The organism is Nocardia sp. NPDC055050 (assembly GCF_053608345.1).
Map to the genome: position 1 here is coordinate 1 of NZ_JBSGVG010000052.1, position 25,699 is coordinate 25,699.

25 protein-coding genes are annotated in these 25,699 nt (G+C 68.1%); 8 read left to right on the forward strand and 17 right to left on the reverse strand.

Annotated elements, in window-relative coordinates; all coding sequences use genetic code 11:
• Window positions 1-45: 45 nt before the first annotated feature.
• Window positions 46-450, reverse strand: a complete 405-nt coding sequence (locus tag ACWGCN_RS32450; protein WP_378996611.1) for a DUF7144 family membrane protein — start codon at window positions 448-450, stop codon at window positions 46-48.
• Between the two features lie 79 nt (window positions 451-529).
• Window positions 530-2,029: a flavin-containing monooxygenase gene (locus ACWGCN_RS32455; RefSeq protein ID WP_452459353.1), complete on the reverse strand. Its 1,500-nt coding sequence runs from the start codon at window positions 2,027-2,029 to the stop codon at window positions 530-532.
• Between the two features lie 102 nt (window positions 2,030-2,131).
• On the opposite strand from ACWGCN_RS32455, the gene ACWGCN_RS32460 reads away from it, so the two are divergent.
• The 3 genes from ACWGCN_RS32460 (at window position 2,132) to ACWGCN_RS32470 (ending at window position 5,210) form a co-directional block, all read left to right on the forward strand.
• The gene (locus ACWGCN_RS32460; RefSeq protein WP_452459354.1) at window positions 2,132-2,686 is read left to right on the forward strand and encodes a YdcF family protein; all 555 of its coding nucleotides are present in this window, start codon (window positions 2,132-2,134) and stop codon (window positions 2,684-2,686) included.
• 67 nt (window positions 2,687-2,753) lie between these two features.
• A complete protein-coding gene (locus ACWGCN_RS32465) occupies window positions 2,754-4,382 on the forward strand; it encodes a GMC oxidoreductase (protein WP_452459355.1) in 1,629 nt (542 codons plus the stop codon).
• Between the two features lie 165 nt (window positions 4,383-4,547).
• The gene (locus ACWGCN_RS32470) at window positions 4,548-5,210 is read left to right on the forward strand and encodes a VIT1/CCC1 transporter family protein (protein WP_449972367.1); all 663 of its coding nucleotides are present in this window, start codon (window positions 4,548-4,550) and stop codon (window positions 5,208-5,210) included.
• Window positions 5,211-5,255: 45 nt separating this feature from the next.
• Here the strand turns inward: ACWGCN_RS32470 and ACWGCN_RS32475 are convergent, their stop codons facing one another.
• The 11 genes from ACWGCN_RS32475 to ACWGCN_RS32525 form a co-directional block, all read right to left on the reverse strand.
• A complete protein-coding gene (locus ACWGCN_RS32475; RefSeq protein ID WP_378996619.1) occupies window positions 5,256-6,827 on the reverse strand; it encodes a Na+/H+ antiporter in 1,572 nt (523 codons plus the stop codon).
• Window positions 6,828-6,880: 53 nt separating this feature from the next.
• Window positions 6,881-7,519, reverse strand: a complete 639-nt coding sequence (locus ACWGCN_RS32480) for a hypothetical protein (RefSeq protein WP_452459356.1) — start codon at window positions 7,517-7,519, stop codon at window positions 6,881-6,883.
• A 132-nt stretch (window positions 7,520-7,651) separates the two neighbouring features.
• Complete coding sequence (locus tag ACWGCN_RS32485; RefSeq protein ID WP_378996623.1) at window positions 7,652-8,605, reverse strand: MlaD family protein; 954 nt, start codon at window positions 8,603-8,605, stop codon at window positions 7,652-7,654.
• Window positions 8,602-9,654 carry an MlaD family protein gene (locus ACWGCN_RS32490; protein WP_452459357.1) on the reverse strand — a complete coding sequence of 351 codons (1,053 nt, stop codon included), beginning with the start codon at window positions 9,652-9,654 and terminating at the stop codon, window positions 8,602-8,604. The genes ACWGCN_RS32485 and ACWGCN_RS32490 overlap by 4 nt, the downstream gene beginning before the upstream one ends.
• Entirely contained in the window at window positions 9,651-10,748 is a 1,098-nt protein-coding gene (locus tag ACWGCN_RS32495; RefSeq protein WP_379312042.1) for an MlaD family protein, read from the reverse strand. The genes ACWGCN_RS32490 and ACWGCN_RS32495 overlap by 4 nt, the downstream gene beginning before the upstream one ends.
• Window positions 10,748-11,767, reverse strand: a complete 1,020-nt coding sequence (locus ACWGCN_RS32500) for an MlaD family protein (RefSeq protein ID WP_452459358.1) — start codon at window positions 11,765-11,767, stop codon at window positions 10,748-10,750. The genes ACWGCN_RS32495 and ACWGCN_RS32500 overlap by 1 nt, the downstream gene beginning before the upstream one ends.
• Window positions 11,755-12,759 carry an MlaD family protein gene (locus ACWGCN_RS32505; RefSeq protein ID WP_379312044.1) on the reverse strand — a complete coding sequence of 335 codons (1,005 nt, stop codon included), beginning with the start codon at window positions 12,757-12,759 and terminating at the stop codon, window positions 11,755-11,757. The genes ACWGCN_RS32500 and ACWGCN_RS32505 overlap by 13 nt, the downstream gene beginning before the upstream one ends.
• A complete protein-coding gene (locus ACWGCN_RS32510) occupies window positions 12,756-13,790 on the reverse strand; it encodes an MlaD family protein (RefSeq protein ID WP_378996633.1) in 1,035 nt (344 codons plus the stop codon). Before ACWGCN_RS32510 ends, ACWGCN_RS32505 begins: the two co-directional genes overlap by 4 nt.
• A gap of 5 nt (window positions 13,791-13,795) precedes the next feature.
• Entirely contained in the window at window positions 13,796-14,662 is an 867-nt protein-coding gene (locus tag ACWGCN_RS32515) for an MlaE family ABC transporter permease (protein ID WP_328659724.1), read from the reverse strand.
• A complete protein-coding gene (locus ACWGCN_RS32520) occupies window positions 14,662-15,507 on the reverse strand; it encodes an MlaE family ABC transporter permease (protein ID WP_378996636.1) in 846 nt (281 codons plus the stop codon). Before ACWGCN_RS32520 ends, ACWGCN_RS32515 begins: the two co-directional genes overlap by 1 nt.
• Before the next feature lie 198 nt (window positions 15,508-15,705).
• Window positions 15,706-16,797, reverse strand: a complete 1,092-nt coding sequence (locus ACWGCN_RS32525; RefSeq protein ID WP_449972347.1) for a calcium:proton antiporter — start codon at window positions 16,795-16,797, stop codon at window positions 15,706-15,708.
• 104 nt (window positions 16,798-16,901) lie between these two features.
• On the opposite strand from ACWGCN_RS32525, the gene ACWGCN_RS32530 reads away from it, so the two are divergent.
• From ACWGCN_RS32530 to ACWGCN_RS32545, 4 genes are all read left to right on the forward strand, one after another.
• On the forward strand, window positions 16,902-17,552 hold the full coding sequence (locus ACWGCN_RS32530) for a phosphate signaling complex PhoU family protein (RefSeq protein ID WP_378996639.1): 651 nt from the start codon (window positions 16,902-16,904) through the stop codon (window positions 17,550-17,552).
• A gap of 198 nt (window positions 17,553-17,750) precedes the next feature.
• Window positions 17,751-18,536 (forward strand): HNH endonuclease family protein, encoded by a 786-nt coding sequence (locus ACWGCN_RS32535; RefSeq protein ID WP_378996641.1) that lies wholly within the window; start codon window positions 17,751-17,753, stop codon window positions 18,534-18,536.
• A gap of 35 nt (window positions 18,537-18,571) precedes the next feature.
• On the forward strand, window positions 18,572-18,796 hold the full coding sequence (locus tag ACWGCN_RS32540) for a hypothetical protein (RefSeq protein ID WP_378996643.1): 225 nt from the start codon (window positions 18,572-18,574) through the stop codon (window positions 18,794-18,796).
• A 25-nt stretch (window positions 18,797-18,821) separates the two neighbouring features.
• A complete protein-coding gene (locus ACWGCN_RS32545; protein ID WP_378996645.1) occupies window positions 18,822-19,544 on the forward strand; it encodes a phosphatase PAP2 family protein in 723 nt (240 codons plus the stop codon).
• Here the strand turns inward: ACWGCN_RS32545 and ACWGCN_RS32550 are convergent.
• A complete protein-coding gene (locus ACWGCN_RS32550; protein WP_452459359.1) occupies window positions 19,493-20,521 on the reverse strand; it encodes a zinc-dependent alcohol dehydrogenase family protein in 1,029 nt (342 codons plus the stop codon). The genes ACWGCN_RS32545 and ACWGCN_RS32550 overlap by 52 nt on opposite strands.
• Window positions 20,522-20,685: 164 nt before the next feature.
• Here ACWGCN_RS32550 and ACWGCN_RS32555 point away from each other — a divergent pair, with 164 nt between their 5' ends.
• Window positions 20,686-21,477: a helix-turn-helix domain-containing protein gene (locus ACWGCN_RS32555; protein WP_452459360.1), complete on the forward strand. Its 792-nt coding sequence runs from the start codon at window positions 20,686-20,688 to the stop codon at window positions 21,475-21,477.
• A gap of 66 nt (window positions 21,478-21,543) precedes the next feature.
• Here the strand turns inward: ACWGCN_RS32555 and ACWGCN_RS32560 are convergent, their stop codons facing one another.
• The 3 genes from ACWGCN_RS32560 to ACWGCN_RS32570 form a co-directional block, all read right to left on the reverse strand.
• Window positions 21,544-22,755, reverse strand: coding sequence for an FAD-dependent oxidoreductase (locus tag ACWGCN_RS32560; protein WP_452459361.1), 1,212 nt, complete (start codon window positions 22,753-22,755; stop codon window positions 21,544-21,546).
• A 147-nt stretch (window positions 22,756-22,902) separates the two neighbouring features.
• Entirely contained in the window at window positions 22,903-23,538 is a 636-nt protein-coding gene (locus tag ACWGCN_RS32565; RefSeq protein ID WP_452459362.1) for a PadR family transcriptional regulator, read from the reverse strand.
• An 81-nt stretch (window positions 23,539-23,619) separates the two neighbouring features.
• Window positions 23,620-25,632, reverse strand: coding sequence for an MDR family MFS transporter (locus tag ACWGCN_RS32570; protein ID WP_452459363.1), 2,013 nt, complete (start codon window positions 25,630-25,632; stop codon window positions 23,620-23,622).
• Window positions 25,633-25,699 lie beyond the last annotated feature (67 nt).

The following is a 25,699-nucleotide window of genomic DNA, read 5'->3' on the forward strand; positions in this document are numbered from 1 at the left end:
GCCCCGAAGATCCGGGGCGGCGTCGGTCGGATGGATCAGGACAGCTCAGGCGTTGTTCGGTCGCCAGGTGGCCACCGCCCAGATCACCACGATGTCGATGGCGATGATCAGGATCGACCACCACGGGTAGTAGGGCAGCCACAGGAAATTGGCGATGATCGACAGGGCGGCGATCACCATCGCCGATACCCGGCCCCACGTCTGACCGGCCAGCAGCCCGATCGCGACGATGACCGCGATCGCGCCGAGAACGATGTGCCACCAGCCCCAGCTGGTGAGGTCGAACTGGAAGGTGTACTCCGGTCCGACAACGATGAGATCGTCGTTGGCGACCGCGGAGATTCCCTGGAAAATCTGCAGGACACCGACAACCGCCAGCAGGATGCCAGCGCCGATGGAGGTTCCTGCCGCGATTCCGTCGCGCACCCGGTGCTGATTCGTGTCTGTCATCGCTGGGCCTTTCCGTCAGGTCAATGCCACGTGCCACCACGGCACACGACAACGGTAGAAACCCGACGGACCCCGCGCCTCACCCGTTGCGGGTGAACTCCGCTACCCGGCGCGGCACCGGTCGCAGGGTTTTGCCGAGGTCGGTGCGCAGGGTGATCAGCGCGTCGAGCAGGTAGTTCTGCCTGACCCGCCACGGATGACGGTCGCCCTGACGGGGGAACGCCGCGATCGAGCGCAGGACGTAGCCGGCGTTCAGGTCGAGCAGTGGGCGTTCGGCGAGCGCGCCCTTGGGTTCGGGGACGACCGCGGCGCTGCCGGTGCGGTCCAGGTGGGTGAGGACTTTGCAGACCAAACGGGAGGTGAGGTCGGCGCGCAAGGTCCAGGACGCGTTGGTGTAGCCGACGCAGATGGCGAAGTTGGGCAGGCCGGTGAGCATGGCTCCCTGCCAGACGAACTGGTCGGCCAGGGGCACGGGGGTGCCGTCGACCGAGGGCGCGATGCCGCCGAAGGCCAACAGGCGCAGGCCGGTGGCGGTGACCACGATGTCGGCAGGCAGCGTCTCCCCCGACACCAGCCGGATCCCCTCCGGCACGAAGGCGTCGATCTGGTTGGTGACCACCGAGGCCTTGCCCTTTTTCATCGCCTTGAAGAAGTCGGCGTCGGGGGCGGCGCACAGGCGCTGATCCCACGGGTCGTAGTCGGGTGTGAAGTGTTCGGCGACGAGTTTGTCGTCCTTGAGGATGCGGGTGGTGAGATCGGTGAGCAGCTTGCGCGCGGCGGCGGGACGACGGCGGCAGAACTGGTAGAAACCGATGTTGAACAGGATGTTCTTGGTCCGGATCAAACGGTGGGCCACACCAGCGGGCAGCAGGTTGCGGATCTTGTCGGCCTGCTTGTCGCGGCCGGGGACGGCGCTGATCCAGGTGGGGCTGCGCTGCAACATGGTGACGTGGGCGGCGTCGGCCGCGAGGTTGGGCACCAGGGTGACGGCGGTGGCGCCGCTGCCGATGACGACGATCCGCTTGTCGCGGGTGTCGAGGTCGGCAGGCCAGAACTGCGGGTGCACGACGGTGCCCGCGAAGGTGTCGCGGCCGGCGAACTCGGGGGCGTGTGGCTGCTGGTAGTCGTAGTAGCCGGCGCACGCATAGAGGAAACCGCAGGTCAGAGTGCTCAGTTCGGGGCCGTCGGGGCCCTCGTGGGCGATGGTGAGCCGCCAGTGGGCCTGCGCCGATGACCAATCCGCGCCGATCACCCGCGCACCGAAGCGAATGTGCCGGTCGATGCCGTTCTCCTGCGCGGTCTCGCGGATGTAGTCCAGGATCGCGGCGCCGTCGGCGATGGAGCGGGCCGCGCGCCACGGCTTGAACGGGTAGCCGAGGGTGAACATGTCCGAGTCCGAGCGGATGCCCGGGTAGCGGAAGAGGTCCCAGGTGCCGCCGAGGTCGGCGCGCGCCTCCAGGACGGCGTAGCTGCGATGCGGGTGCTCGGTCTGCAGCCGGTAAGCGGCCCCGATGCCGGACAACCCGGCGCCGACGATGACGACGTCGAGGTGTTCGGGGGCAACGGCGGTATCGGTCATAGGCTCCAGTGTGCCTGGTGGAGGACCGCGGCAGAAGAGCGTGTGGTCCACCTCGATCGCGGGCCCGGCGGCCATCGTGGAGATTTCGGTATCGTCGGTGCCGTGTCGATCTTTCGGCGTGCGGGATGGTTGCTCGTCGGCGCACTGGTCACCGTGCTGGCTGCCGCATTCGCCGGCTGGCCGGTCTTCGTGCATCCCCAGATCGACCCGCTGCGGCCCGCCGATGTGATCGTGGTGCTCGGCGGCACCCCGTACGAGCGGTTCGACCTCGGCATCGAACTCGCCGAGCGCGGACTCGCCCCCGAGGTGCTGATCTCGCAGTCCACCGGCGCCGATGACCCGATGATGGACAAGTACTGCGGCGGCCGATTCGCCTTCCGTGTCTCGTGTTTCGTGCCCGACCCGTGGACCACCGATGGTGAGGCGCGCGAAATCGTCCGGCGCGCAAAGATCTACGGGTGGAACCACATCATCGTGGTCACCTTCACGCCGCACGTGTCGCGCGCCAGGTACATCGTGGAGAAGTGCTACGACGGCGAGATCACCATGGTCGCCAGCCCGTCGGAATCGGGGCTGGGGTTCTGGTCGTATATGTATGCGCGCCAATCCGCCGGGTACATCAGGGCTTTTGTCAATCAGCATTGCGAGACCGACTGACACACGATGGCGCTGCTCTTACAGTGAGAACAGCGGTGCGGGGGCACCGCCGGTGAGAGGACCGCCGATGCTTGTCGAGGATCTGCGCACCGTCGGTGACGACGCGTTGCGCACCCAGATCTGCGTCATCGGGTCGGGCCCTGCGGGCCTGACGGTGGCCACCGAACTCGCCGCCGCCGGACTGCGGGTCCTGGTGCTGGAGAGCGGCGGACACGAGATCACCGCGGACGACAGAGCATTCGCCGCGATCGAGAACATCGGCGCACCCCGCGCGCAACCGCACCGGATCGCGGGAAACCGGGTGCTCGGCGGCAGCTCACACACCTGGGCAGGGCGCTGTGGCGTGCTCGACGACCTCGACTTCGCCACTCGGCCCTGGGTCACCCGCTCCGGCTGGCCGATCGACGCGGGCGCACTGCGCCCCTTCGCCGACCGTGCCGCCGCGCACGCCGGGCTCGGGCACGGCACCGGCTTCACCGAGCACGAATTCTGGCCGCTGGCCGGGCGGCAAGCACCCGCCGACGCGCTCGACACCGCCGCGCTGCGCCCCTGCTTCTGGCAGTTCAGCCGCGACCCGGCCAACCGGTTCGACTGCAAACGGTGGGGACCGCGGGTGCGTGACATCGTCGCGCCGACCGCGCGGGTACTGGTGAACGCGACGGTCACCCATATCGATACCGATACCACCGGCGCGCATGTGAATTCGGTCGAGGTGACCGGAGCGGGTGGCCGTGTACGCACTGTCGAGGCGCGGGTGTTCGTGCTGGCCGCGGGTGGAATCGCGACACCACGGCTGCTGCTGGCGTCGCGGCGTACCGTCGTGGGCGGGATCGGGAATCGGTACGACCAGGTGGGGCGATGCCTGATGGATCATCGCAGCGGCGTGGTCGCGACGCTGCGCCCCGCGCAAGCCCGGGCAGCGCTCGATCGGTTCGGCAAGTACGTGGTGAAGAGCGCGCGGGGCAAGCACACCTTTCTGCACGGAATGGCGTTGTCGCCCACGGTGCAGCGGCGCGAGTCACTGGTGAACTGTGCGCTGTGGTTGCAGGAGATCACCGCCGACGACGATCCGTGGGACTCGGCGAAGCGGTTGTTGCGTGGCCGGGTTCGGTGGCAGGACCTGCGAATCATGCTGTCCAACAGCGGACTTGTGGCCGGCGGTGCGCGGCGGAGATCGGTCGACGGTGCCGGGTTGCCACACCGGCTGGTCCATGTCGAGGTGCGGGCGGTAGTGGAGCAGACACCGGACGCCGACAGCCGGGTACGACTCTCGACGCGCACCGACCCGCTGGGAATGCCGCTGCCGCAGGTGGATTGGCGGATCAGCGATCAGGAGGATCGAACGGTGCGCCGGGCGACAGCATTGCTCGTGGGCGAGTTCGCCCGGCTCGGGTTGCCCGCGCCGCAAGTAGTTCCCACGGCGTTGCCCGACAGCACCGATCCCCTACCGCTCACCGACTGCGCGCACCCCAGTGGCACCACCCGGATGTCGGCCGACCCCCGGCACGGAGTCGTGGACCAGCACTGCCGGGTGCACGGGGTGGACAACCTCTACATCGCGGGCAGTTCGGTCTTTCCGACGAACGGGCACGTCAATCCGACGTTGACCGTGATCGCGCTCGCGGTGCGTCTGGCCGACACGCTGCGCGCGGCCCTGGCGGCCACTGCTGATTCCCCGATTGCCCGACGGAACTGAGCGGTGGCCGACTTGTCTGCGGCGAGCCGATGATCTGCTGGTTGTGCCCACTAGGCTGAGCGGGTGCCGGACTCGCCCGCAGAGAACAGTCGTCCGCGGAAGGCCGGGGGTTCGCCCCGGTCAGATCATCCGCATGAGCCGCATACCGAAGGTCTTGCGACCCGGTTGAACTGGTTGCGTGCCGGAGTGCTCGGCGCGAACGACGGCATCGTTTCCACAGCTGGGTTGGTCGTCGGTGTCGCCGCGACCACGAACAACGCCCAGACGATCCTCACCGCGGGCATCGCGGGACTGGTGGCGGGCGCGATCTCGATGGCCGCGGGCGAATACGTGTCGGTGAGCACGCAGCGGGATTCGGAGAAGGCGCTGCTCGCCAAGGAACGTCGAGAACTGGCCGACGAACCCGATTTCGAACTGGCCGAGCTGGCCGGGATCTACGAGAAGAAGGGCCTCAGCCCGGCCACCGCGCGCACCGTGGCCGCCGAGCTCACCGCCCACGACGCGTTCACCGCGCACGCAGAGGCCGAACTCGGCATCGACCCGCGCTCGCTGACCAACCCGTGGGCGGCCGCGATCTCCTCGGCGATCGCGTTCACCTGCGGTGCGCTGCTGCCGTTGCTGGCGATCGTGTTGCCGCCCACCGCATGGCGAGTACCGGTGACGTTCGCCGCGGTGCTGATCGCCCTCGCGATCACCGGGTCGGTGAGTGCGCGGCTCGGCGGTAGCGATCTCGGACGCGCGGTGCTGCGAGTGGTGCTCGGCGGTGCGCTGGCCATGGCGATCACCTACGGAATCGGTGCCGCCACCGATTCGCTGGGAATCGGCTGAGCCCCGGGCAGGTCGGCGCGCGACCGTGCCGGAAACGGTGCGCGCTCAATGCATCGGGCCGAGGTCGAGCCGGCGGGTGACTCGGTCGACGACATCCGGGGGCATGCCGGGTTCGCGGCGAGCGGCCTGGGCTTCCCGACGGCCCGCCTCGGTGACGGCAGCGCGGACCGCACGCATCTGGGAGGCGAGTTTGCGTTCCTTGTCCAGCGTGGCTTTCGCGTCGGCATCGGCTGCCTCGGGATCGGCTTTGGCGGACAGCCGGCGCAGGAGCGCCTTGAGGTCCTCGTAGACGTCCTCCGGAAGGTTGTCGCGGGCGGCGATCGCTTTGAGTTCGGTGAGTTCGGCATTGACGACCCTGGTCCAGAGCGCCTGTTCGACGGCGCGTTCCTGGCGGGTGTCGGCGTGCACCCCGGTGAGGCGGACCACCAGTGGGAGGGTCGGGCCTTGTACGAGCAGGGTGAACAGCACGACCGCGAACGCGATGAACAGGATTTCCGAGCGGGCGGGGAAGTCGGCGCCGGTGTCGAGGGTGAACGGCACGGCCAGTGCCAGCGCCACCGTCGCGACCCCGCGCATGCCCGCCCACCAGGTGACGATCACCTCGCGCCAGGTGAACGGTTCGTCGGTGTTGGGTAGTTTGCTGCTGATCGCCCAGGTGGCCATCAGCCAAGCCAGGCGTAATCCGACGACGACCACGATCACCGCGGCGGTGACCCCGGCCAGTCCCGGCCAGTTGTGTCCGGTGGTGTCGATGACCACCCGCAGTTCCAGGCCGATCAGGGCGAAGGCGAACCCGGTGATGAGCATTTCGGTGATGTCCCAGAACGAATCGGCGACCAGCCGATAGTCGCGGTCGCCGATCTCGGTCACGGCATCGGTGAGGTACAGCGCGCAGACCAGCACCGCGAGGACCGCCGAGCCCTCCCAGTGCTCGGCGATGCCGTAGGCGGCGAAGGGCAGCAGCAGGCTCACCGCGACCTGACCGGTGGCCGTGTCCAGATACTTGGTGAGCTTGCTGCCGAGCCAGCCGAGCAGCAGGCCGACGGCGACGCCGACCACCGCGGCGATCGCGAAGTCACCGAGCGCGTGCCACGGCGAGAACAGGCCGGTGACCACTGCCTGGATTCCGACCGTGTAGATGACGATCGCGGTGACGTCGTTGAACAGCCCTTCGCCGCCGAGGGTCACGATCAATCGGCGTGGCAGGCCGAGGCTGCCCGCCATGGACGTGGCCGCGACGGGGTCGGGCGGTGCGACCAGGGCGCCGAGCACCAGGCCGGCGGCGACCGCGGTGGCGGGATTCCACGCGTGGAAGACCGCGGTGACCGCGATCGCGGTGACGATCACGAGCCCCACCGCGCGCAACGCGATGATCTGCCAGTTCTCCGCGAACTGCCGCCATGACGTGCGGCGCGCGGCAGCGTAGAGCAGCGGCGGCAGGACCAGGGGCAGGATCAGCTCGGGCGGGATGTGCAGGCTGGGCACGGCCGGAATCAGCGCGAGCAGGCAGCCGAACACTGTCATCAGGATCGACGGCGCGAGACCGAGGCGCGCGCCGAGTGGTTCGGCGAGCACGGCCGCGAGCAGGATCACCAGAGTCAGCACCAACTGGTCCATAGCTGACCAGTCTCACCGACATCGGCGGCACACGGGGATCGACCCGCCGCCGGTCAGGGCCGGACGGCCGCCGCGGGTGGGAGCAAAATCGGCGGGAGGGGGAACGGGAGTTGCAGGACAGGGGGCGGCGGCGGGGGCGGGGGCGGCGCCGGGGCGGGTTCGGGTTCGAAGACCGGGGGCGGCGGCTCGGGCGGAGGCGGCGGCTCGTAGGCGGGCGGCTCGTTGGCAGGCGGCGGAGGCGGCGGCGGCTCGAACGCAGGCGGCGGAGGTGCCTCGACCGGCACGGGCCCGGGGGCGGGTTCGGTTCCGGGCGGCGGGGGCGGAGGTGGTGGCGGCGCGGGGGCCGCTGCCGGGGGCAGGGCGTCGGGAGTGGTCACCGTGCACTGCCAACTGCCGTCGTCGTGGACGCGCCAATGCGCGACGATGCCACCGGCCGAGCAGTTCCCGCCGACCCGCCTGGCCGGCCACGGGGGCGCGAATTCCTGGTCCTGATCGGTCCCGGCGATCGGGAGACCGTTGGCGTCGGAGCCCATCGGATTCACCGAAGGGTTGTCGTCACCACCCTGGTCGGCGCGCATCACCAGGCCGAGCGCGACCACCAGCGCGAGTATCGCGGCGAGTACCGCCGCGATCGCGATCATCCGAGTACTGCTGCCGGTCCGTGTTTGTGGACCCTCGCTGCTCTCTGCCATCGCACCGCCTTTGCCGCGGACCAGGTCTCCCCTCGTTCGGTCACGCTACCGTACGGTTGCTCGCAGATCGCTCCGGTCGACGGCACAACCACTGGCCAGGACAGATACCTATATCCGATGGTTGCCAGATGTTTACTTGATCGCGACCCGCACCTTCACCGCGTCGGCGTCGGTGTTGTGCAGAGCCTGCGCGATCAGTGCGCTCAGATCGAGCTGCGGAGCGGCCGCGGTCACCGATTCGGTGAGCGGGCGCAGTCCGGGCAGCAGGGCGGAGAGCTCGGGGCCGAGCTCGTTCAGCTTGGCGCTGAGCTGCTCGAGCAACGGCACCAGACCACCCTCGCGCAGGTGCATCTGCGGATCGCCTTCGGTGGCCCGGCCGACCGATTCGACGAACTGGTCGATCACCTGGCTCAACCGGATGAAGGCGGGCGCGGCGGCCGAGGTAGCCGGCCCGGCCCAGCCGATGTCGCCGGAAACGTACTCGAAGTTGTTCTGCAACTCGCCGATCGCCGGTGCGCGGCTCATGAGTGCCGCGGCGAGCAGGTCGCCCGCCCTTGCCAGCTCGGGGACGACATTCTCGGTGCCGACCATCGCCGTGCCGAGGGTGTCGACCAGGGAGCCGACGACCGCGGGATCGAGCTGCTCGACGGTCTTGGTGACCAGCCGCGCGACCTCGGGGATCGACATCGGAGTGCGCACGTTCTCCCCGGACAGTCGCTGCCCGTCGGTGAGATAGGGACCGTTCGCGTCACGCGGCACGAACTGCACGTACGGCTCACCGAGGGAGGACAGGTGCTCGATGGTGACGACGCTGCTCATCGGCACCTTGTGGTCGGCGCCGAACCGGAAGCCGACCTGCACCCGACCGCTCGCCGAGGTGTCGACGCCGGTGACCTCACCGATCTCGATACCGGTCAGCAGGATCGGCGAGCCGACACTGAGGCCACCGGAATTCGCGATCTCGATCGAGGCCGCGGTGTAGTCGGCGAACGGGTCGACGCGCACCACCCCGAAGGTCAGGTAACTCGCGCCGAGCACGGTGATGGCGGCGATGCCGCCGAGGGAGGCCAGTGCACCGATCTTCATCGCACCATTCCGATCATCCGCAGCGCGGTGACGATCTGCGCCACCTGGTCTTCCTCGGACACCTGGACGCCGGTGACGTTCACCTTCGGGCCGTTCTCGACGAAGGGAATGATCTTGTCGCGCAACAGCGCGGTGAGCAGCGCCATGTTCGTCGAGGAGCGCAGGTCGGCCGAACCGCCGGTGGCCAGCGGCAGGAACGCGGTCGCGGCGGCGTCACCGGAGCTCGCGATCGGGGCCAGCCAGGTGAGCGAGGAACCCACCGGGCCGAGCGCGTCGAAGATCTTCATCGTCTTGGCGATCGAATCCTGGGTGCCCGTCAGCGAGGCGACGGCCTCGGGCGTGAGGATGCTGGTCAGCGCTTCCTCGGTGTCGTCGTGCAGGATCGCCGCATTGCGGCTCAGCCCGTTGACCAGCAGGTCGACCTGGTCGAGATGGGCTGCCAGGTCGGCGGCGTCGGCGCCCATCACCGCCGAGATGCGCGCGGTTTCCTTGGGATCGGGTGGCATCACCGAGTTGATCCGGCCGAGCATCTCCTGCAGCTGACCGATCGCACCGCCCTGCACGAACAGAGCCATGGTGGCCATCGTGTCTTCCAGTTGCACAGGCGGTTTCGTGCGCTCGATCGGGATGGTGTCCCCGTCGCGCAGCAGGTCGCCGAAGCCGTCCTTCGGAGTGGTGAGCGAGAGATGGATGTCGCCGAGGATGGTGTCCTGGCGCAGTTCGGCGATGGACTTCGCCGGCAGCTGCACGGTGTCGAGGATGTCGGCCTCGACGATGACGTAACCGCCACGGCCCGCGGGCGCGTCGGCGGGCTGGACCACCCGCACACCGTCGACGATGCCGATCTCGGCGCCGTTGGCGATCACCTTCGACTTCGCGGGCAGGTTCAGCGCGCTGCTGAACTCGATCTGCACACGGTAGGTCGAACCGCTGACGGTCGAGCCGGGGACGGGCACTTCGGCGGGGTCGAAACCACAGCCACCCACCGCGAGTCCGGCCGCGACGACGAGTGCGACCACACTGCGGCGCAACATCTTTCGGGTGTTCATCGAGCACCTGCCATTCCCAGCACAACCTGCACGAGATTCACATCGGCCAGTCCCTGCGCCGGGTCGGGGCACTGCCCCGGAATCAGCTCGTTCACCGCGCCGCACACCTGGTCTGCGTCACCGACGGGCAAGGCGACCTTCGGCGGCGCGTAGGTGATCGCGGTGCCGCCCGCGGGATCGGTGGCGCTGCGGAAGGCGGAGGCGAGCGCGGGCATCTTCGCCACGATCTCGCTGAGCGATCCGACGTTGGCGCGCAACAACTTCACCAGCGGGACCACGTCGTCGAGTGCGCCGATCAACGGATCACCGAGAATGACGGCGACATCGTTGAGTATCGGCAACAGCTCGCCGAGACCGTCGAACAGCGAGGTGGCCGGGCCGAGCAGGTCGTCGGAGGCCATGTTGAGCAGCGGGGCCAGCCGGACCAGCATCGTCTGCAGGTCGCCCCAGTTCGCGGAGACCCGGTTCGAGACCGAGGCGAACGCGTCGAAAAGACTGGCGAGATGGCCGATGTCGGCGTCGGGCTTGTTCATCGCCGAACCGAGCTTGTGGATGAGTTCGTTGACCGTCGGGCCGGTGCCCTCGGTGGCGCGGTTGAGCGAGGACAGGCCGTCCGACAGCGCACTCGGCGCACCCGCGGCACCGCCGGAGAGTTCGTCGGACAGGCTGGCCAGCGCCGTGAGCGTTTCGGTGATGCTCTTGGGTGTCAGCGTTTTGGTGATGCATCCGCCCGCGAGCGGCGGCGCGGTCTTGCCGGTGGTGAGCACCGCCAGATTGCGGTCCGCCGCCACCGAATACGCGACGGTGGTGGCGGAAGCGTCGGAGTTGACATCGAATTCGGCGTCGACCTCGAACTCGACACGGACCTTGGCGCCCTCGTTGCGCACCGCGGTCACCTCGCCGACATCCATGCCGCGCATGGTGACGTGGTTACCCGGGTAGAGGCCGATCGCGTCGGGCATGAGCGCGCAATAGGATTCGGTCTTCTTCAGCGGATCGAAGGCGACGAAGTAGCCGCCCGCGACCAGCGCCACGAGCACCGCGACGCCGGCGATCGACATGAACGCCTGGGATCCGAGTAGTCGTTTCAGCATCAGCACGCCTTCCCGGGCAGCGGTACGCACACGCGGGCGCTCGACTGGTCGACGACCACACCGGCCTCGGGGGTCGTCAGCTGCGACAACCTGGTCTGCAGCGCACCGACTGTGCCGATGACGGGCTCGAGCTGACTGCTGAGTTCCCCGAGCCGCGGCAACGCGTCGGCCAGCGCCTGCACCTGCGGCTTCAGGGTGGAGTCCCAGGTCGGGGCCAGTCCCGCGAGGCGATTCACCACCGAGGTGAGCAACCGAACCGCTTCGGCCATTTCGGCCCGCTTGCTCAGCAGCACGTCTTCGAGCATGTTGACGTTGTCCATCAGCCTGCCCAGATCCGTCTTGGCGCCGTCGTACATGGTGATGTACTCGTCGACGACCGCGATCGACTTCGACACCTGACTGCGCTGACGGTCGAGCATGTCGACGTACTTGCCGACGGTGTCGAGCGTGGTGCGCAGCGCTTCCGGCGAGGTCGCGATCGCGGAGTTCGCGGCGGCCAGGTTGTTGCGCACGGTGTCGCCGTCGACGGCGGCCAGCGGCGCGGTCGCGTCCTGGAAGGTCTCGATCAGGCTGTAGGGCAGGCGGATTCGATCAGTGGGAATCGCCTTGTCCCCCAGCGGCTTCGAACCCGCGGGGTAGAGCGCCACGTAGTGACCGCCGACCACGGTGAGCATGCGAACATCCAGGGACGTCTGATCACCCACGAAGACATCGTTTTTCACGGTGAACTGCATGAGCACCTTGTCGGGCTTCAGTTCCAGCGAGGTGACGCTGCCCACCGAGATGCCGGCCAGGCGCACGTCGTCGCCCTCGCGCACCGACTGCGCTTCGCTGAGCTCGGCGGTGTAGGTGTGCTTGCCCAGCGGCACCACGTACACCACGCCCGCGGCGATGATGAACAGCACGACCAGGCTCAGGCCGATGATCCCCATCCGCAGTTCCCGTGCGAGTTTGCCCGCTTCATCGGGGATCGGGCGATCGCCGCCGAACAGCGCGGCGAGCTTCTTCAGCGGTTGCATACGGTGACCTTCTGTCCGGCGATCAGCACCTGCAGCGGCGCGGGCACCTCGGCGGCGCCGTTGCTGCAGTGCGGCGTGAAGTCGGCGAAACCGCGCGCGAGCGAGGCGTCGACCGTGGCCAGCAGACCGGGGAGCTTGCCGAACACCTCGACGGCTTCCTGTGGATCGGGGAACAGCGCGCGGATCATCGCGTCGACATCGGCGCCGCCGCCCTCGACCAGGCCGAGCGAGGCGAGCAACCGGTCCACCGGTGCCAGCACCGAGGGCGCGGTCATCGCGAACTGCGCGACGCCGCCGATATTGCGCTGCATCGCCTCGAAGATGTCGGTGAGCCGGGCCAGCAGCGGCACCAGGTGCCCGACCTTGCCGCCGTGACGCTCGGACAGCTCCGACAGGTTGTGGATCAGGGTGCTGATCACCTGCTGACGGTCATCGGCATAGCTCGCGAGCTGATCGATCGCGGTGAGCGCGGGTCCGAGGCCGGTGCCGTCGCCCTCGATCACGGCGAGCATGCTCGCGGTGAACTGGTTGATCGCTTCGGGCGACAGCGTGGCGAGCACCGGCTTGAGGCCGCTGAACAGACTCGTCACATCGAACGACGGGACGGTCATGTTGGCGCCGATCCGCGCCCCTGCCGCGATGGTCTTGCCCGGGTTCGGCGCCTGCTGCAGGTCGATATAGCGCTGGCCGGTGAGGTTCTGGTAGCGGATCGCCAGCTTGGAATTGTCGTAGATCGGGGTGTCGGTCTTGACCGTGATCGCGACCTTGGCCTTGTCGCCTTCGAGGCTGATCTTCTCGATCTTGCCCACCTGCACGCCGAACATCCGCACGTCGTTGCCGACCTTGAGGCCGTTGGCGTCGGTGAACAGTGCGTCATGGGCGTTGGTGTCGCCGTCGACCGGGCGCTTGATCAGGGTGAACACCATGCCGAGGATGGCGATCATCACCAGGCTGAAGACGCCGAGGCGCAGTGCGGTTCCGCGAATCTTCATCGCCCACCGGCCTTTCCGAACAGCGGCACCGCGATGCCGGGGACACCGCTGAGCTCGACGTCGAGATTCAGGACAGGGCCGTTCGGGCCGTCGGGCATCGCGCCGCGCAGGTTCTGCAGCAGCGCGGTGAGATCGGCACCGGTCCGGCGCGGGTTCGGCGACATCTGCGCCAGCGCGAGCAGCATCGGCGCGAGCATGTCCGTGGTCTCGGCGAAGTGCCCGCCCGCGGTGCTCAGGGTGGTGCTCAGCGCGGGCAGGATGCCGCCGCCGATCACCCCGACGCCGATGTCGTAGCGCTCCTTGTCGACCTGGGTCACTCGGATATCGCTGAGCTGGTCGATCACCTTCATAGTGGCGCCCGCGAACTCACCGCCGCCGTCGAAGGCGGGGCCGAGCTTGCCGAACAGCTCCGAGGGCATCACGTCCTGGTTGTCGGCGAGGGTCTTGGAGACCGTGATCAGCGCCTGGACCAGCGGAGTGAAGGCCTTGAAGTCGGCGGCCAGCTGGGAGATGACGGTGGCCATCTGGGGGCTGGTCACGGTCATGCCGACCTGCGAGAGGCTGCGCAGGATGGCGCTCATCGTCGCGTCGTAGACCCGGTCGTTGTTCGTGCCGGTGAGGTCGAGGACCGCGCCCTCGCGCAGCGGCGAACCGCCCGCGCCACGGCGCAATTCGATCTCGGCGATGCCGAACAGGTTGGTCGGGGCGTAGTCGATCGCGAGGCTGTCGTCGATGCCGACCAGTCGCTCGGTGTCGAGCAGCAGCGCGATCTGCTGGGTGCCGCGCGCGCCGGGGGTCACCTCGGCGACCTCGCCGACGGTCACGCCGTCGACGCGGACCTGGCTGCCCGCGCTGATGCCGTCACCGAGGTGTTCGGTGTGCAACGCGATGCGCAGACCGTCTTCGGTCCGCAGATTCGAGTAGGTGACGTAGGCCAGTGCGATCGCCGCGATCACCGACAGGATGATCACGCCGGTCAGCCGCGACGTGCGCCGATCGGCCGCGACGCCGGGCATTCCATAGTTAGGCATCTAGTTCACCCCGTAAAACTGATCGCCGAGTTGAAGCCCCAGAGCATGATCGTGAGGACCATGTCGATGGCGATGATGGCCACCGAGCTGGCGCGCACCGCGCGACCGGAGGCGATGCCGACCCCCTCGGGGCCGCCGGTGGCGAAGAACCCGAAGTAGGCGTGCACCAGGATCACCACCGTGCCGAACACGGCCACCTTGATCACCGCGGCGATCATGTCGAAGCCGGAGATGAACTGGAAGAAGTAGTGGTCGTACACACCGGCCGACTGCCCGTAGACCATCGTGAGCAGCCCGCGGCAGGCGCCGTACGCCAGGATCAGCGCGATCAGGAAGGTCGGCACGATGGCGATGGCGCCGGCGATCACCCGGGTGGTGACGACGTAGGGCACCGAACGCAGGCCGAGCGCCTCGATCGCGTCGATTTCCTCGGAGATACGCATCGCGCCGATCTCGGCGGTGATCCGGCACCCCGCCTGGGCGGCGAAGCCGATGGCCGCCGCGATCGGAGCCAGCTCACGGGTGGTCGCGTAGGCCGAGATCACGCCGGTGACCGGGCCCATGCCGAGCATGTCGAGTGAGGCGAACGATTCGACGCCTACCGAGGCGCCCATCACCAGGCCGAGCACGATCATCATCGGAACGGTGCCGCCGCCGACGATGATCGACCCGCGTCCCCAGGTCATATCGGTGACCGCGCGCAGCGTTTCGTCCCGGTAGCGGCGCAGCGTCAGCGGCACCGAGGACAGCACCTGCCAGACGAACACCGCGACGAAGCCGAGCGATTCACCGGCGGTGACGATCCGCTTGCCGATGCGGGCGGGCTTGCGCAGCCAGTGCAGCGAGGTGGGGATGTACGACGAGGCAGCCATCACGCCAACTTCGTCGGCAGGAACATGGCACTGATCTGGCTTGCGAGGAGGTTCACGATCGCGATCGAGACCACCGAGAGCACCACCGCCGCGTTCACCGCGTCGGCCACACCGCGCGGTCCGCCCTTGGCCTCCAGTCCGCGCTGGCAGGAGATGATCACGACCAGGAAGCCGAAGATCAGCGCCTTGAGCAGCGAGACCCACACGTCGCCGGCGGTCGCGAACGAACCGAACGTCGACCAGTAGCTACCCGGGGTCACGCCCTGCCCGCCGACGGCGACCGCGTACCCGGCCAGCACGCCGACGAAGATGATCAGCACATTGAGCATCGGGGCGACGAGCAGCATGGCCGCCAGGCGCGGGATGACGAGCCGGTGCACCGGGTTGATGCCCATGGTGTTGAGCGCGTCGATCTCCTCGCGGATGGTGCGCGCGCCGAGGTCGGCCGCGATCGCCGCCGCGCCCGCGCCACCGAGCAGGAAGCCGGTGGCGATGGGCGCGCCCTGCTTGATCACGCCGAGGCCGCCGGTGGCGCCGAGCATGGAGTCGGCGCCGAGGCTGTGGATCAGGTTGCCGACCTGGACCGAGACGATCACGCCGAACGGGATCGCCATCAGGATCGCGGGAATGGCGGTGACCGTGATCAGGCGCCAGGCCTGCACGAGGGTCTCCCGCCACTGGAACTGCCTGCGGGCGATGTCGGAGAACGAGCCGCCGACCGATTGCTGTGCGAGATCTACCGCCCGCCCGAAGGTCCGCAGCGACGACACGACAGTGTCGGTGAAGTTCTTGCGGACGATCTGGGTAGCGGAATCCGGCTTCGCGGAGTGCAGATCGGTAGACATCAGGGATGCCTCCGGGCCGCTCGTGAAGCACGGGGCTTGGTGATTTTCATACCGCACTCTCTGGCTTCGGCGTCGGTGCCAACTCCAGCAAGCTAACCGGTACTCTGCGTCACAACAAAATTTCCAGTGGGTGACCCTCGTCGCTTTTCCGCGGTTTCCATGACAGGTCGACCTGCCCTGTGATCCGCAACACCCCAGCTACGGACTTGCGGCCAGGAACACAAACGCCGCGAACAACCCCAGGTGAACACCACTGTGCAGCAGGGTCGCGCGGCCGGGGACGATCGTCAGCGTGCTCACCACGACGGTCAGCGCGAGCAGCACCATCTGCGTGGCACCCAGACCCAGCACCAGCGGCCCGCTCAACCAGATGGTCGCGATCGCGATCACCGGGATGGTCAGACCGATACTGGCCATCGCCGAGCCGAGTGCCAGGTTCAAACCGATCTGCACCTGATTGCGGCGCGCGGAGTTCACCGCGGCGATCGTCTCGGGCAACAGCACCAGCATCGCGATCACCACACCCACCGCCGACTGCGGCAATCCGGCCGAGGCCACCGCTGATTCGAGCGCGGGCGAGACCACCTTGGCCAGGCCGACCACGCACACCAGGGCGAGTACCAGCATCCCGAGGCTGATCAACGCGACCTTGTTGGACGGCGCGTTGCTGTGGGTGTCGCTGTCGTCGACCGCGCCGCCGTCCTCCACCGGCAGGAAGTCGTCGGGGTGACGCACCGTCTGCACCATCACGAACAGCCCGTAGAGCGCCAGCGAGGCGACCGCGGCGAAGGCGAGCTGCGCGGGCGAGAACTCCGGGCCCGGCGCGCTGGTGGTGAAGGTCGGCAACACCAGACTCAATGTGGCCAGGGTCGCGACGGTGGCCAGGGCGGCACCGGTACCTTCCGCGTTGAACACCGCCACCCGTCTGCGCAGCGCGCCGACCAGCAGCACCAGGCCGAAGATGCCGTTGCAGGTGATCATCACCGCGGCGAACACGGTGTCGCGAGCGAGCGAGGCCGCCTTGTCGCCGCCGGAGATCATCATCGTGACGATCAGCGCCACCTCGATCACGGTCACCGCCACCGCGAGGACCAGCGAGCCATAGGGTTCGCCCACCCGGTGGGCCACGATCTCCGCGTGATAGACCGCCGAGAGCACCGCGCCGACCAGCGCGACACTCACCAGCGCGACGATCAATCCCGGTACGGAACGCCCCCAGCTGAGTACGAGCACGAGCGCGGCGAGGATGGGCACGTACAGGGTCCATTTAGTCGTCAACGCGGCAATCATGACCCCCATCCTTCCAGCTACGGCCGGGCACACCCGGAATCGTCACCGCACGGATCTCGGCGATGGATTCACTCACACCCCCTCGATGGGGAACAATTCAGCGCGTGCGGACCCAGTTCACCCTCGAGCTCGTCGCTTTGGCCAACGACCTCACCCTGATGTCGCGCGTCGCCCATGACGCGACCGAGCGGGTTACCCAGGCGCTGGCCGGCGCCGACCTCGCGGCCACCTACGAGGTGTTCGCGCTCGACGAGCAGCTACAGCTGATGTTCGCCGCCTGCGAATCCCGCACCATGGCGCTGCTCGCGCTGCAGGCGCCGGTGGCGCGCGATCTGCGTCATGTGGTGACCGCGATTCAGGTGGCCGGTGAGCTGTCACGGATCGGCCGGCGCACCGAAACCGCTGGGCAGTACGTCTATCGGGCCCATCCGGCCGCGGTCGCGCCCGCACCGGTGATCGCCGAACTCGTGTCGATGGGCACGCTCGCGGCCGGGTGCGTGGCGCGGGTGAGCGCGTCGGTGGCGAGCGGGCGGTTCGCCGCCGGGGGCAGCGCCGATGTCGAGGCGATGGAGACGCTGTGCAAGCAATTGCGCACCGCCCTCACCGAAGCCGACGTGAGCACCGAAGCCGCGATCGATATGGCGTTGCTCGGCAGCCAATTCCAGCGCTGCGTCGACCATGCCGCGCGCATCGCACGCCTGATCCGGTTCCTGGACACCGGCATTCCGCCCGAAACGGGATCACTGCCCGACTGATCGATTGTGATCTCCATCACTATGGGTTTGCACTTCGGCGCCGCCGGTCACCTCCGTCGATAGATGAACGCTATTGAGCCGCAATCAGTTCGCGCTGTGCTGTGCGGAACCTCATAGCGGACAATCACTGACGACACCCGGCGCGGCCGTTAGGTTGTGCCGGTTCATTTTTCGACGGAGCATCTGGGTGGTACGGGCATGAAGTGGTCTTCGATCAGCGGTTCTCCCCTGGGTCGAGCCCTGCTCGCCCTCGCCGCGGCGGCGGTTATCGCCGTGGTGGTCACCCTCGCGAACACGTTCCTGGACAAGGTGAGTCCGACCGCGCCCGGCCCGGGTTCCGCGGGCGCGGCGACGGTGTCGGGCAAGGAAGTCGGCGATCTGGTCGCCACTCTCGTCGTCGCGAAGGAAGGCCCGATGACGGGCTACACGCGCGAGAAGTTCCCGCACTGGGACACCAACAAGCCCGAGCACGGTTTCACCGGCGACCTGGCGCAGTACACGAAATGCACCAGCCGCGAAGTGATGATGCTGCGCGACGCCAACGGCAAGGTCACCCTCGACGCCAAGACCTGCGACCTGAAGGTGGCGGCCGGTGGCGGCTGGCAGGACCACTACGGCTTCATCGACAAGAAGACCGGTGAACTCGGGCCGTACAAGTTCATCACCGATCCGTCCAAGGTCGACGCCGAACACATTGTGGCCCTTGCCGAAGCATGGCGATCGGGCGCGGCCGACCGCGACGAGGACACCCGTCGCCGCATCGCCAACGACTCGATGAACCTGGTCGCCGCCGACCCGTCGGCGAATCGTTCCAAGGGCGATCAGGACCCCGCGAACTACTTGCCGCCCGGCAACTTCCGGTGTGCCTATGTCGAGCACTACGTCAAGGTGAAGGTAAAATACGCCTTGACCGTTGATACCGCCGAGCACACCGCGTTGCGCACCGCAGTCGATGACTGCCTCCGCCGAGGAGAGTTCAAATAAGCGAGCCCATCGAGATCACCGCCGAGAGCGCCGTCATGACCGAAGAGGAAGGGACGGTGTCCGGCGAGCTCGATGTCATGCTCGACGACGCGGGCAAGGGCCTCGTCCGCTATCGCGGCACCGATACCTGGTACACGATCGGCAATATCGAGTGCGAGCCGCCGCGCACCTGGGACTGCGTCGCCGACCTGGTGAAGGCGATCAAGAAGGACGCGGGCACCCGCGACGTCGCGGGAAACACGGTGGTCTTCGAAGCCTGAGGCGTGAGCTGGCAATCTGGTAGCTATGCCGACTGCCTATCGACAACCACCGCCCACCGAGGTCGCCTGGTCCGCGCTGTGCCGCCGGACGCCGCGCGTGGTCGCGCTCATCGCGACCGCGGCGGTGCTGATCACCGCCCTCACCTGGGAGGTCACCAGCGGCATCAGCCGGATGGACACCGCGGTGCTCGACTGGATGATCGCGCACCGCGGCGAGCCGCTCACCAGCATCGCCACGGTGATCACCGACCTCGGCGACACGCTGTCGATGACGATTCTGGCATCGCTCACCGTCGGGATCTTCCTCCTGCGGCGCAACCTGCCGGTCGCCGCCCTGGTCGCCGTCACCTCGCTGGGTGCGGGCGTGCTGGTGTGGGTGATCAAACGGCTGGTCGGCCGCCAGCGGCCGCCCGAGGCGTCGCGGCTGGTCTTCGAGCCCAGCCTGTCCTATCCGTCGGGGCACACGCTCGGCTCCACGGTGGTCGTCGGCATCGTGGCGCTCGTGGTGATCCCGCGGCTGCGCAGGCACTGGGTTCGGGTGATCGCCACGGTGTTCGCTGTCGCCTTTCCCGCCGCCGTCGGGTTGTCGCGCATCTATCTGGGCGTCCACTGGACCACCGATGTGCTCGCGGGCTGGATCATCGGGTTGCTGTGGCTGGTCCTGTGCGTCACCGCCTTCACCCGCGTGCGGCGCGCTCAACCCACCGCGATCACCACCTTGCCGAACGAGGCGCCCGAGCGCAGGTAGTCGTAGGCCTCGGCGGCGGCGTCGAAATCGAATTCGCGGTCGATCACCGGGCGCAGACGATGCTTCGTGATCGCGCGGTTCATCGCTTCGAAACCGGTTCGGCTGCCGACGGCGATGCGCCGGATGGCCAGGTATGAGGAGCCGAACGGATTGTCCGGCAGCGTTGCTCCCGGCGTGGGCGCCATCGCGCCGATCATCGTCACCGTCGAGTTGTACGCGCCCGCACGCACCGATTGTTCGAGCGTGGGTAGGCCGACCGCGTCGACGATGTGCTCGGCACCGGTCCCGGTCATCTCCATCACCGCGTCACCCCAGTTCCCGGTCCCGGTGCGGTCGATCACCGTGTCGGCGCCCAGCGCGCGCAACCGGTCTGCCTTCGCCCGGCTGGAGGTGATCGAGATGACCTCGGCGCCGAGGATTTTCGCGAACTGGATGGCGTACAGCGCCACCGCGCCGCTACCGACGGTGAGCACGCGCGCACCCGGAGCGGGCGGGCCCGGTGTGGTGAGCGCCGACCAGGCGACCAGGCCCGCGCAACTCAGGGTCGCCGCCTCCGCGTCGGTGAGATGGGCGGGCACGTGCACGATCGAATCCTCTTCGACGAGCGCGTAGGTGGCGAGAAATCCGTCGTAGTTCGCGCCGTACTGTTCGGCGGCGGTGGCGAGGGTTTGCGGACCGTCGACCCAATGGACGAAGTAACTCGCGGTGATCCGGTCGCCGATTCCCGCGCGGGTCACTCCGGGGCCGAGCGCGATCACCTCGCCGACACCATCGGAGAGCGGGATGATGCCCGCGGTAGCGGGCAGCGGGTAGGTGCCGTCCATCAGCATCAGATCGCGGCGGTTCACCGACGCGGCGCGGACCCGGATCAGGACCTGGCGCGGGCCCGGTTCCGGCCGCTGCTGCGCGGACCGGGTGAGACCACCGCCGAGGTGGTAGGCGACGGCGTGATCAGGGTGGATGTCGTTGTCAGGCATGGGACAACTCTGTCGGTGATGGCGCCACCGCGCGATTCCCCGGAGGGTATGGGCAGGTGCCGGTCGGGATCGGTGCCGCATCGACCGATCGGTTCTGCGAGGTGGCGCCGGAGGCTGATTCCCGGCGGGAATCGTTGCGGCCGTCGACGCGGTTCACTCCATTCATGACCGCTGCCCCGCCATCGACCGGATTCGGCCCCCAACTGCGTCACTGGCGCACCCGGCGCCGGGTCAGCCAGCTCGACCTGGCGATCCGGGCCGAGACCAGCCAGCGCTATCTGAGCTTCCTCGAGCAGGGCAGATCGCAACCGGGACGCACGATGGTGGTGCGGCTGGCCGAATCGCTCGAGCTGTCCCTGCGCGACCGCAACACCTTGCTACTGGCCGCGGGGTTCGCACCCGTCTTCCCCGAAAGTGATCTGGCGGCTCCGGAATTGGCGCCCGTTCGTGCGGCGATCACCGCCGTGCTGGACGGGCATCTGCCGTATCCGGCGCTGGTCGCTCGCCCGCGCGGCGAACTCGTCACGGCCAATGCCGCCTTCGACCTGTTCACCGAGGACGTGTCCCCGGAACTGCTGGTCGCGCCGATCAACATCCTGCGGTTGGCCCTGCACCCCGACGGCGTCGCCCCGCGCGTACGCAACCTGCCGGACTGGGGCAGGCACATCATGGATTCGTTGCGGAACCGCGCCACCCACACGCCCGATCCAGCCCTCGACCAGCTCATCGCCGAACTGGCGGGCTACCTCCCCGCGCCGCGCCCAGGGCCCGACCACGTCGGCTTCGCCGTCCCCCTGCACCTGCGTACCCCAGACGGCGACCTCCGTCTGATCACCACTCTCACCTCGTTCGCGACCGCCACCGATGTCACCCTCGCCGAACTTCACCTCGAGGCGTTCCTGCCCGCCGACGCGGAGACCGCGCGCATTCTCGCGCTGCGCGCGACCCGTCGCTGATCGCGCCTCGGGCGAGTACCCGGTGCGCCCTCGATCGCCGCAGTGCGACAACCGAGGGCGGCCGGATCAGCCTGCGGCAGTGGCGAGTTCATCCCGGACCGGCGCGTCCCAGTCGATGCGGTATCGACGTTCGGTACCCATCGTCTTCTCCGGGTTCATCACCGTTTTGACCATGAGCGGCATCACCGCGTTCATCACCTTGCGGGCGATCGGGCCCGGCGTCTTGCTGTGGTTGATCTTCGCCGCGCGCGCCGCGATCCCCTCCACCCTGGCCCGGCGCAACTGCTCGTAGACAGCGAAAGCCTCGGTGGGCGAGACGATATCGCGCAGGCACCGCGCCAGCTGCACGCCGCTCTCGATCGCCAGTGACGCGCCCTGTCCGGAGCTGTTCGACGGAGCGTGCACCGAGTCGCCCACCAGCACCATGCGATCGCGATACCAGTGCGGCACCGGCGGCATGATGTGCAGGGCACCGGTGACCTCGAGGTTCTGCGCCGTGGTGCGGCGCGCGAATTCGGCACCGGGCGAGTCGGCTGCGTAGGTCTCGCGTAGCACCTCGAGCCAGTGTTCGGGAGCGACAGCGCGGGCTTCGGTGAGCGAAAGGTACTGCTTGCTGGGAAGATTCGCGCCCCACGTCACGCGGCCGTCGGCATGCTTCCAGTACAGGTAGTAGGCCCTGGCGCCGAAGGCGAACACCATGGTGTCGTCGGGCAGGTCGAGGTCGCAGTCGACCATGGCGCCGAAGCCGAGCATGCCGGTGTAGTCGGGTCCCGGTGCGGCCGGATCGATCAGACCCCGCACGGTGGAACGGATTCCGTCGGTGCCGACGAGGATGTCGGCGGTGGCGGTGGAGCCGTCGGTGAAGTGCGCGGTGACGCCGTCGGGGTGCTCGTCGACGCTCACCAGCCGCTTGTCGTAGCTGAACGGCACGCCCGCGGCGACCGCGTGATCGTGCAGGGTGCGGTGCAATTCGCCGCGGTCGACGGCCTGCAGCGGTGGCTGGTCGGCCAGCACCGGCATGACGTGTTCGCGGCCGCTCACGCGCAGTCGCATCTGCGCGACCGGCAGGGCGATCTCGCGCACCGCGTCACCGGCGCCGATGATGTCGAGTGCCGCGACACCGTTGGGCGCCAGCGCGAGCCCGGAGCCGATGCCCTCGGAGGGACCGGAGTAGGCCTCGTACACGTGGGCCTGGATGCCTGCCTTGTGCAGGGCGGTGGCGGCGACGGGTCCGGCGATGCCGCCGCCGATGACCAATGCGGAACGGGTGGTGGACATGGGTGATCTCCAGATCTGATGTCGGCGTCACCCAGCTATCCTGTGGTTGCCTCACCTCGTGGCCGGGTGCGCCTGGTTGCGGGACGGTATCTCGGGCTCGGTGGGGTGTTGCCGCACGCCACCGGGTCCGGGGTCTTCGGGGTTGAGCTAGCTGTTCCCCCTCTCACCGAGTTCGGGGATCTGTTCGGTGGGCATGCCGTCGACATGCCACTGCCGCCAGAGTTCGAGGCCTTCGAAGGTGCCCGCGGCCAGCTCGTCACGCAGGGAACGCGCCCAGTTCGCCTCGGCTTCCAGCATCGCCAGGCCGAATTCGGATTCGACGAGGAACAACCGGGGCAGCGTCAGCTCGCCGAGTTCGGCCCTGGTGGTCTCGATGATTCGCTCCAGCGTCGCGATGCGCGTACCGAGCAGGACGATCACCTCATCCGGCGGCAGCACCGCCAGAATCGACAGACCCGCGGTGAATCGGTGGTGTTCGGGCTCGGGTGCGGCGAGCAGTTCGCGGGTCCAGTCCGCCATCTCGGCGCGACCGGCGTCGGTGATCCGATAGATCACCCGCTCGGGGCGCGCGCCGTCGCGTTCGCTGCCGATGACCTCGAGGAATCCGGCCTTCTCCATGTTCTGCACGACGGTGTAGAGCGAGCCCCATTTGATGTCCATGTCGCGGTCTTTGCCGTGGGCGCGCAGGGTGGCGGCGATCTCGTAGCGGTGCATCGGGCGCTGCACGATCACCGAGAGCACGGCGAGCGCCAGCAGGTTGTTCACTTTGCGCTTGGTCGCCATGACTGCCTCCTTACTCGTCTACGAATATACGTCCACGAGTATTCGGCGGCAAGGTTCGTTCAGTGGAGTGGACAACCGACATCAGACTTTCGATACCTCGCTGCTATCAGCACCCTGATCGAGCAGCTTGGCCGCGATCTTCGACAGCGCCTCGTCGAGCAGCGCGCGGTCGACCGGATCCTCGGAATTCCAGTCGTCGAGGCGGTCGCCGAGCCAGCGGCGCCAGCCGGCGCGCAGCTTGTCGACCTCGGCGTCGCCGTCGGCGGTCAGCGACAGGGTGCCCCCGTCGTCGTGCAGCAGACCCGCGTCGACGGCCTGGCGAAAAACCGGCGACAGCACCTCCACCGGCAGCCGGTGCCGGTAGGCGATGGCATACACCGTGGCGGGCACCTCGTCCTTGGCATACAGGTACACCTGCCCCAGCGCCCACGCCGAGTCCGGGCTCAGCGTGCTGCCCGAAGCGGCGATGAGCTCGGGGATGAGCGGTTTCTCCGCCCTGGCCTTGCGCACCGTCGTGGCGACCGAGCGCTCGAGCTGCACCACCCGGTCGTGCGAATCGGGTACCGAGAAGCCCTCCCCGACATCGCCCGCACCGTGGCGAGAACTGTCGCGCAAGCGCACCTGCGGCAGGAACCATGCGACGACGAAGCCGACCAGCGCCACCGGAACGACCCAGCGGAACACGTAGTCGATCGAACTCGCGTACGCGTCGATGATCGGCTCCGATTGCGCGAGCGGTAACTCGCGCAACAGTTTCGGATTCGCCGCCACCTCCGGTGAGATACCGGGGGCCTGCTGCAATGCCTGCGCCAGCGCGGACTCGATCTTGCTGTTGTACAGCGTGCCGAAGACCGCGGTGCCGAACGCGCTGCCCAGGGTGCGGAAGAAGGTGACGCCCGAGGTGGCGGTGCCCAGATCGGCGTAGGGCACGGTGTTCTGCACGACGATGGTGAGCACCTGCATCGACAGGCCGAGCCCGGCACCCAGGATCAGCATGTACAGCGATTCCAGCCACACGCTGGTGCCGCGGCCCATCGTCGACATCAGGGCGAGGCCGACCGCCATCACCGCCATGCCGACGACCGGGAAGTACCGGTACTGCCCGGTCTTGCCGACGACCTGACCGGAGAAGACCGAGGTGACGAACAGGCCGACCACCAGCGGCAGGGTGCGGACGCCGGAGATCGTCGCCGTCGCCCCGTCGACATATTGCAGATAGGCGGGCAGATAGGTCATCGAACCGAGCATCGCGAAACCGACGATGAAACTGAGCACCGACGACACGGTGAACACGCGGCTGCTGAACAACCGCATCGGCAGCATCGGCTCCTTCGCGCGGTTCTCCACCAGCACGAACCCGGTGATCAGCACGGCGGCGAGCACGAACAAACCGATGATCTGCCAAGAGCCCCACGGATATTCGCTACCACCGAACTCGAGCCCGAGGATCAGCGACGACACACCGAGCGCGATCAGGCCGATGCCGAGGTAGTCGATCACCGGCCGGGTGACCGCGCGCAGGTGCGGCAGGGTGCGCGCCGCCATCACCACCATGATGATCGCGATCGGCACATTCACGTAGAAACACCAGCGCCAGCTCGCGTGGTCGGTGAACAACCCGCCCAGAGTTGGCCCGACGACGGTGGTCACGCCGAACACCGCGCCGAGGGCGCCCTGATACTTGCCGCGTTCGCGCAGCGGAATGGTGTCGGCGATCAGGGCCATCGAGGTGACCATCAGCCCGCCCGCGCCGACGCCCTGGATTCCGCGCGCCACGATCAGCACACCCATGCCGCCCGCGACGCCGGCCAGCGCCGAGCCTGCGATGAAGATGATGCCGCTGATCTGGAACAGCAGTTTGCGGCCGAACAGGTCGCCGAGCTTGCCCGCGAGCGCGGTCGCGACGGCCTCGGCGAGCAGATACGCGGTCACCACCCAGGCCATGTGCCCGGCGCTGCCGAGGTCGGCGACGATCGAGGGCAGCGCCGCCGACACGATGGTCTGGTCGAGGGCGGCCATGAGCATGCCGAGCACCACCGTCGCGAAGACAATGTTGATCTTCGCCTTACTCATCGGCTCGACGGGCTTGTCCACAGCAACACCATCCGGCATGCCTCAGTATGGGCTTTCAGGTCCCGCACGGGAGCTCAGTGACACGGCA

Excerpts from the sequence above, each read along its gene's own strand:
- ACWGCN_RS32450 (WP_378996611.1), bottom strand. The coding sequence starts at position 450 with ATGACAGACACGAATCAGCACCGGGTGCGCGACGGAATCGCGGCAGGA.
- ACWGCN_RS32455 (WP_452459353.1), bottom strand. The coding sequence starts at position 2,029 with ATGACCGATACCGCCGTTGCCCCCGAACACCTCGACGTCGTCATCGTC.
- ACWGCN_RS32465 (WP_452459355.1), top strand. The coding sequence starts at position 2,754 with ATGCTTGTCGAGGATCTGCGCACCGTCGGTGACGACGCGTTGCGCACC.
- ACWGCN_RS32475 (WP_378996619.1), bottom strand. The coding sequence starts at position 6,827 with ATGGACCAGTTGGTGCTGACTCTGGTGATCCTGCTCGCGGCCGTGCTC.
- ACWGCN_RS32480 (WP_452459356.1), bottom strand. The coding sequence starts at position 7,519 with ATGGCAGAGAGCAGCGAGGGTCCACAAACACGGACCGGCAGCAGTACT.
- ACWGCN_RS32485 (WP_378996623.1), bottom strand. The coding sequence starts at position 8,605 with ATGAAGATCGGTGCACTGGCCTCCCTCGGCGGCATCGCCGCCATCACC.
- ACWGCN_RS32490 (WP_452459357.1), bottom strand. The coding sequence starts at position 9,654 with ATGAACACCCGAAAGATGTTGCGCCGCAGTGTGGTCGCACTCGTCGTC.
- ACWGCN_RS32495 (WP_379312042.1), bottom strand. The coding sequence starts at position 10,748 with ATGCTGAAACGACTACTCGGATCCCAGGCGTTCATGTCGATCGCCGGC.
- ACWGCN_RS32500 (WP_452459358.1), bottom strand. The coding sequence starts at position 11,767 with ATGCAACCGCTGAAGAAGCTCGCCGCGCTGTTCGGCGGCGATCGCCCG.
- ACWGCN_RS32505 (WP_379312044.1), bottom strand. The coding sequence starts at position 12,759 with ATGAAGATTCGCGGAACCGCACTGCGCCTCGGCGTCTTCAGCCTGGTG.
- ACWGCN_RS32510 (WP_378996633.1), bottom strand. The coding sequence starts at position 13,790 with ATGCCTAACTATGGAATGCCCGGCGTCGCGGCCGATCGGCGCACGTCG.
- ACWGCN_RS32515 (WP_328659724.1), bottom strand. The coding sequence starts at position 14,662 with ATGGCTGCCTCGTCGTACATCCCCACCTCGCTGCACTGGCTGCGCAAG.
- ACWGCN_RS32520 (WP_378996636.1), bottom strand. The coding sequence starts at position 15,507 with ATGTCTACCGATCTGCACTCCGCGAAGCCGGATTCCGCTACCCAGATC.
- ACWGCN_RS32525 (WP_449972347.1), bottom strand. The coding sequence starts at position 16,797 with ATGATTGCCGCGTTGACGACTAAATGGACCCTGTACGTGCCCATCCTC.
- ACWGCN_RS32535 (WP_378996641.1), top strand. The coding sequence starts at position 17,751 with ATGAAGTGGTCTTCGATCAGCGGTTCTCCCCTGGGTCGAGCCCTGCTC.
- ACWGCN_RS32540 (WP_378996643.1), top strand. The coding sequence starts at position 18,572 with ATGACCGAAGAGGAAGGGACGGTGTCCGGCGAGCTCGATGTCATGCTC.
- ACWGCN_RS32545 (WP_378996645.1), top strand. The coding sequence starts at position 18,822 with ATGCCGACTGCCTATCGACAACCACCGCCCACCGAGGTCGCCTGGTCC.
- ACWGCN_RS32550 (WP_452459359.1), bottom strand. The coding sequence starts at position 20,521 with ATGCCTGACAACGACATCCACCCTGATCACGCCGTCGCCTACCACCTC.
- ACWGCN_RS32555 (WP_452459360.1), top strand. The coding sequence starts at position 20,686 with ATGACCGCTGCCCCGCCATCGACCGGATTCGGCCCCCAACTGCGTCAC.
- ACWGCN_RS32560 (WP_452459361.1), bottom strand. The coding sequence starts at position 22,755 with ATGTCCACCACCCGTTCCGCATTGGTCATCGGCGGCGGCATCGCCGGA.
- ACWGCN_RS32565 (WP_452459362.1), bottom strand. The coding sequence starts at position 23,538 with ATGGCGACCAAGCGCAAAGTGAACAACCTGCTGGCGCTCGCCGTGCTC.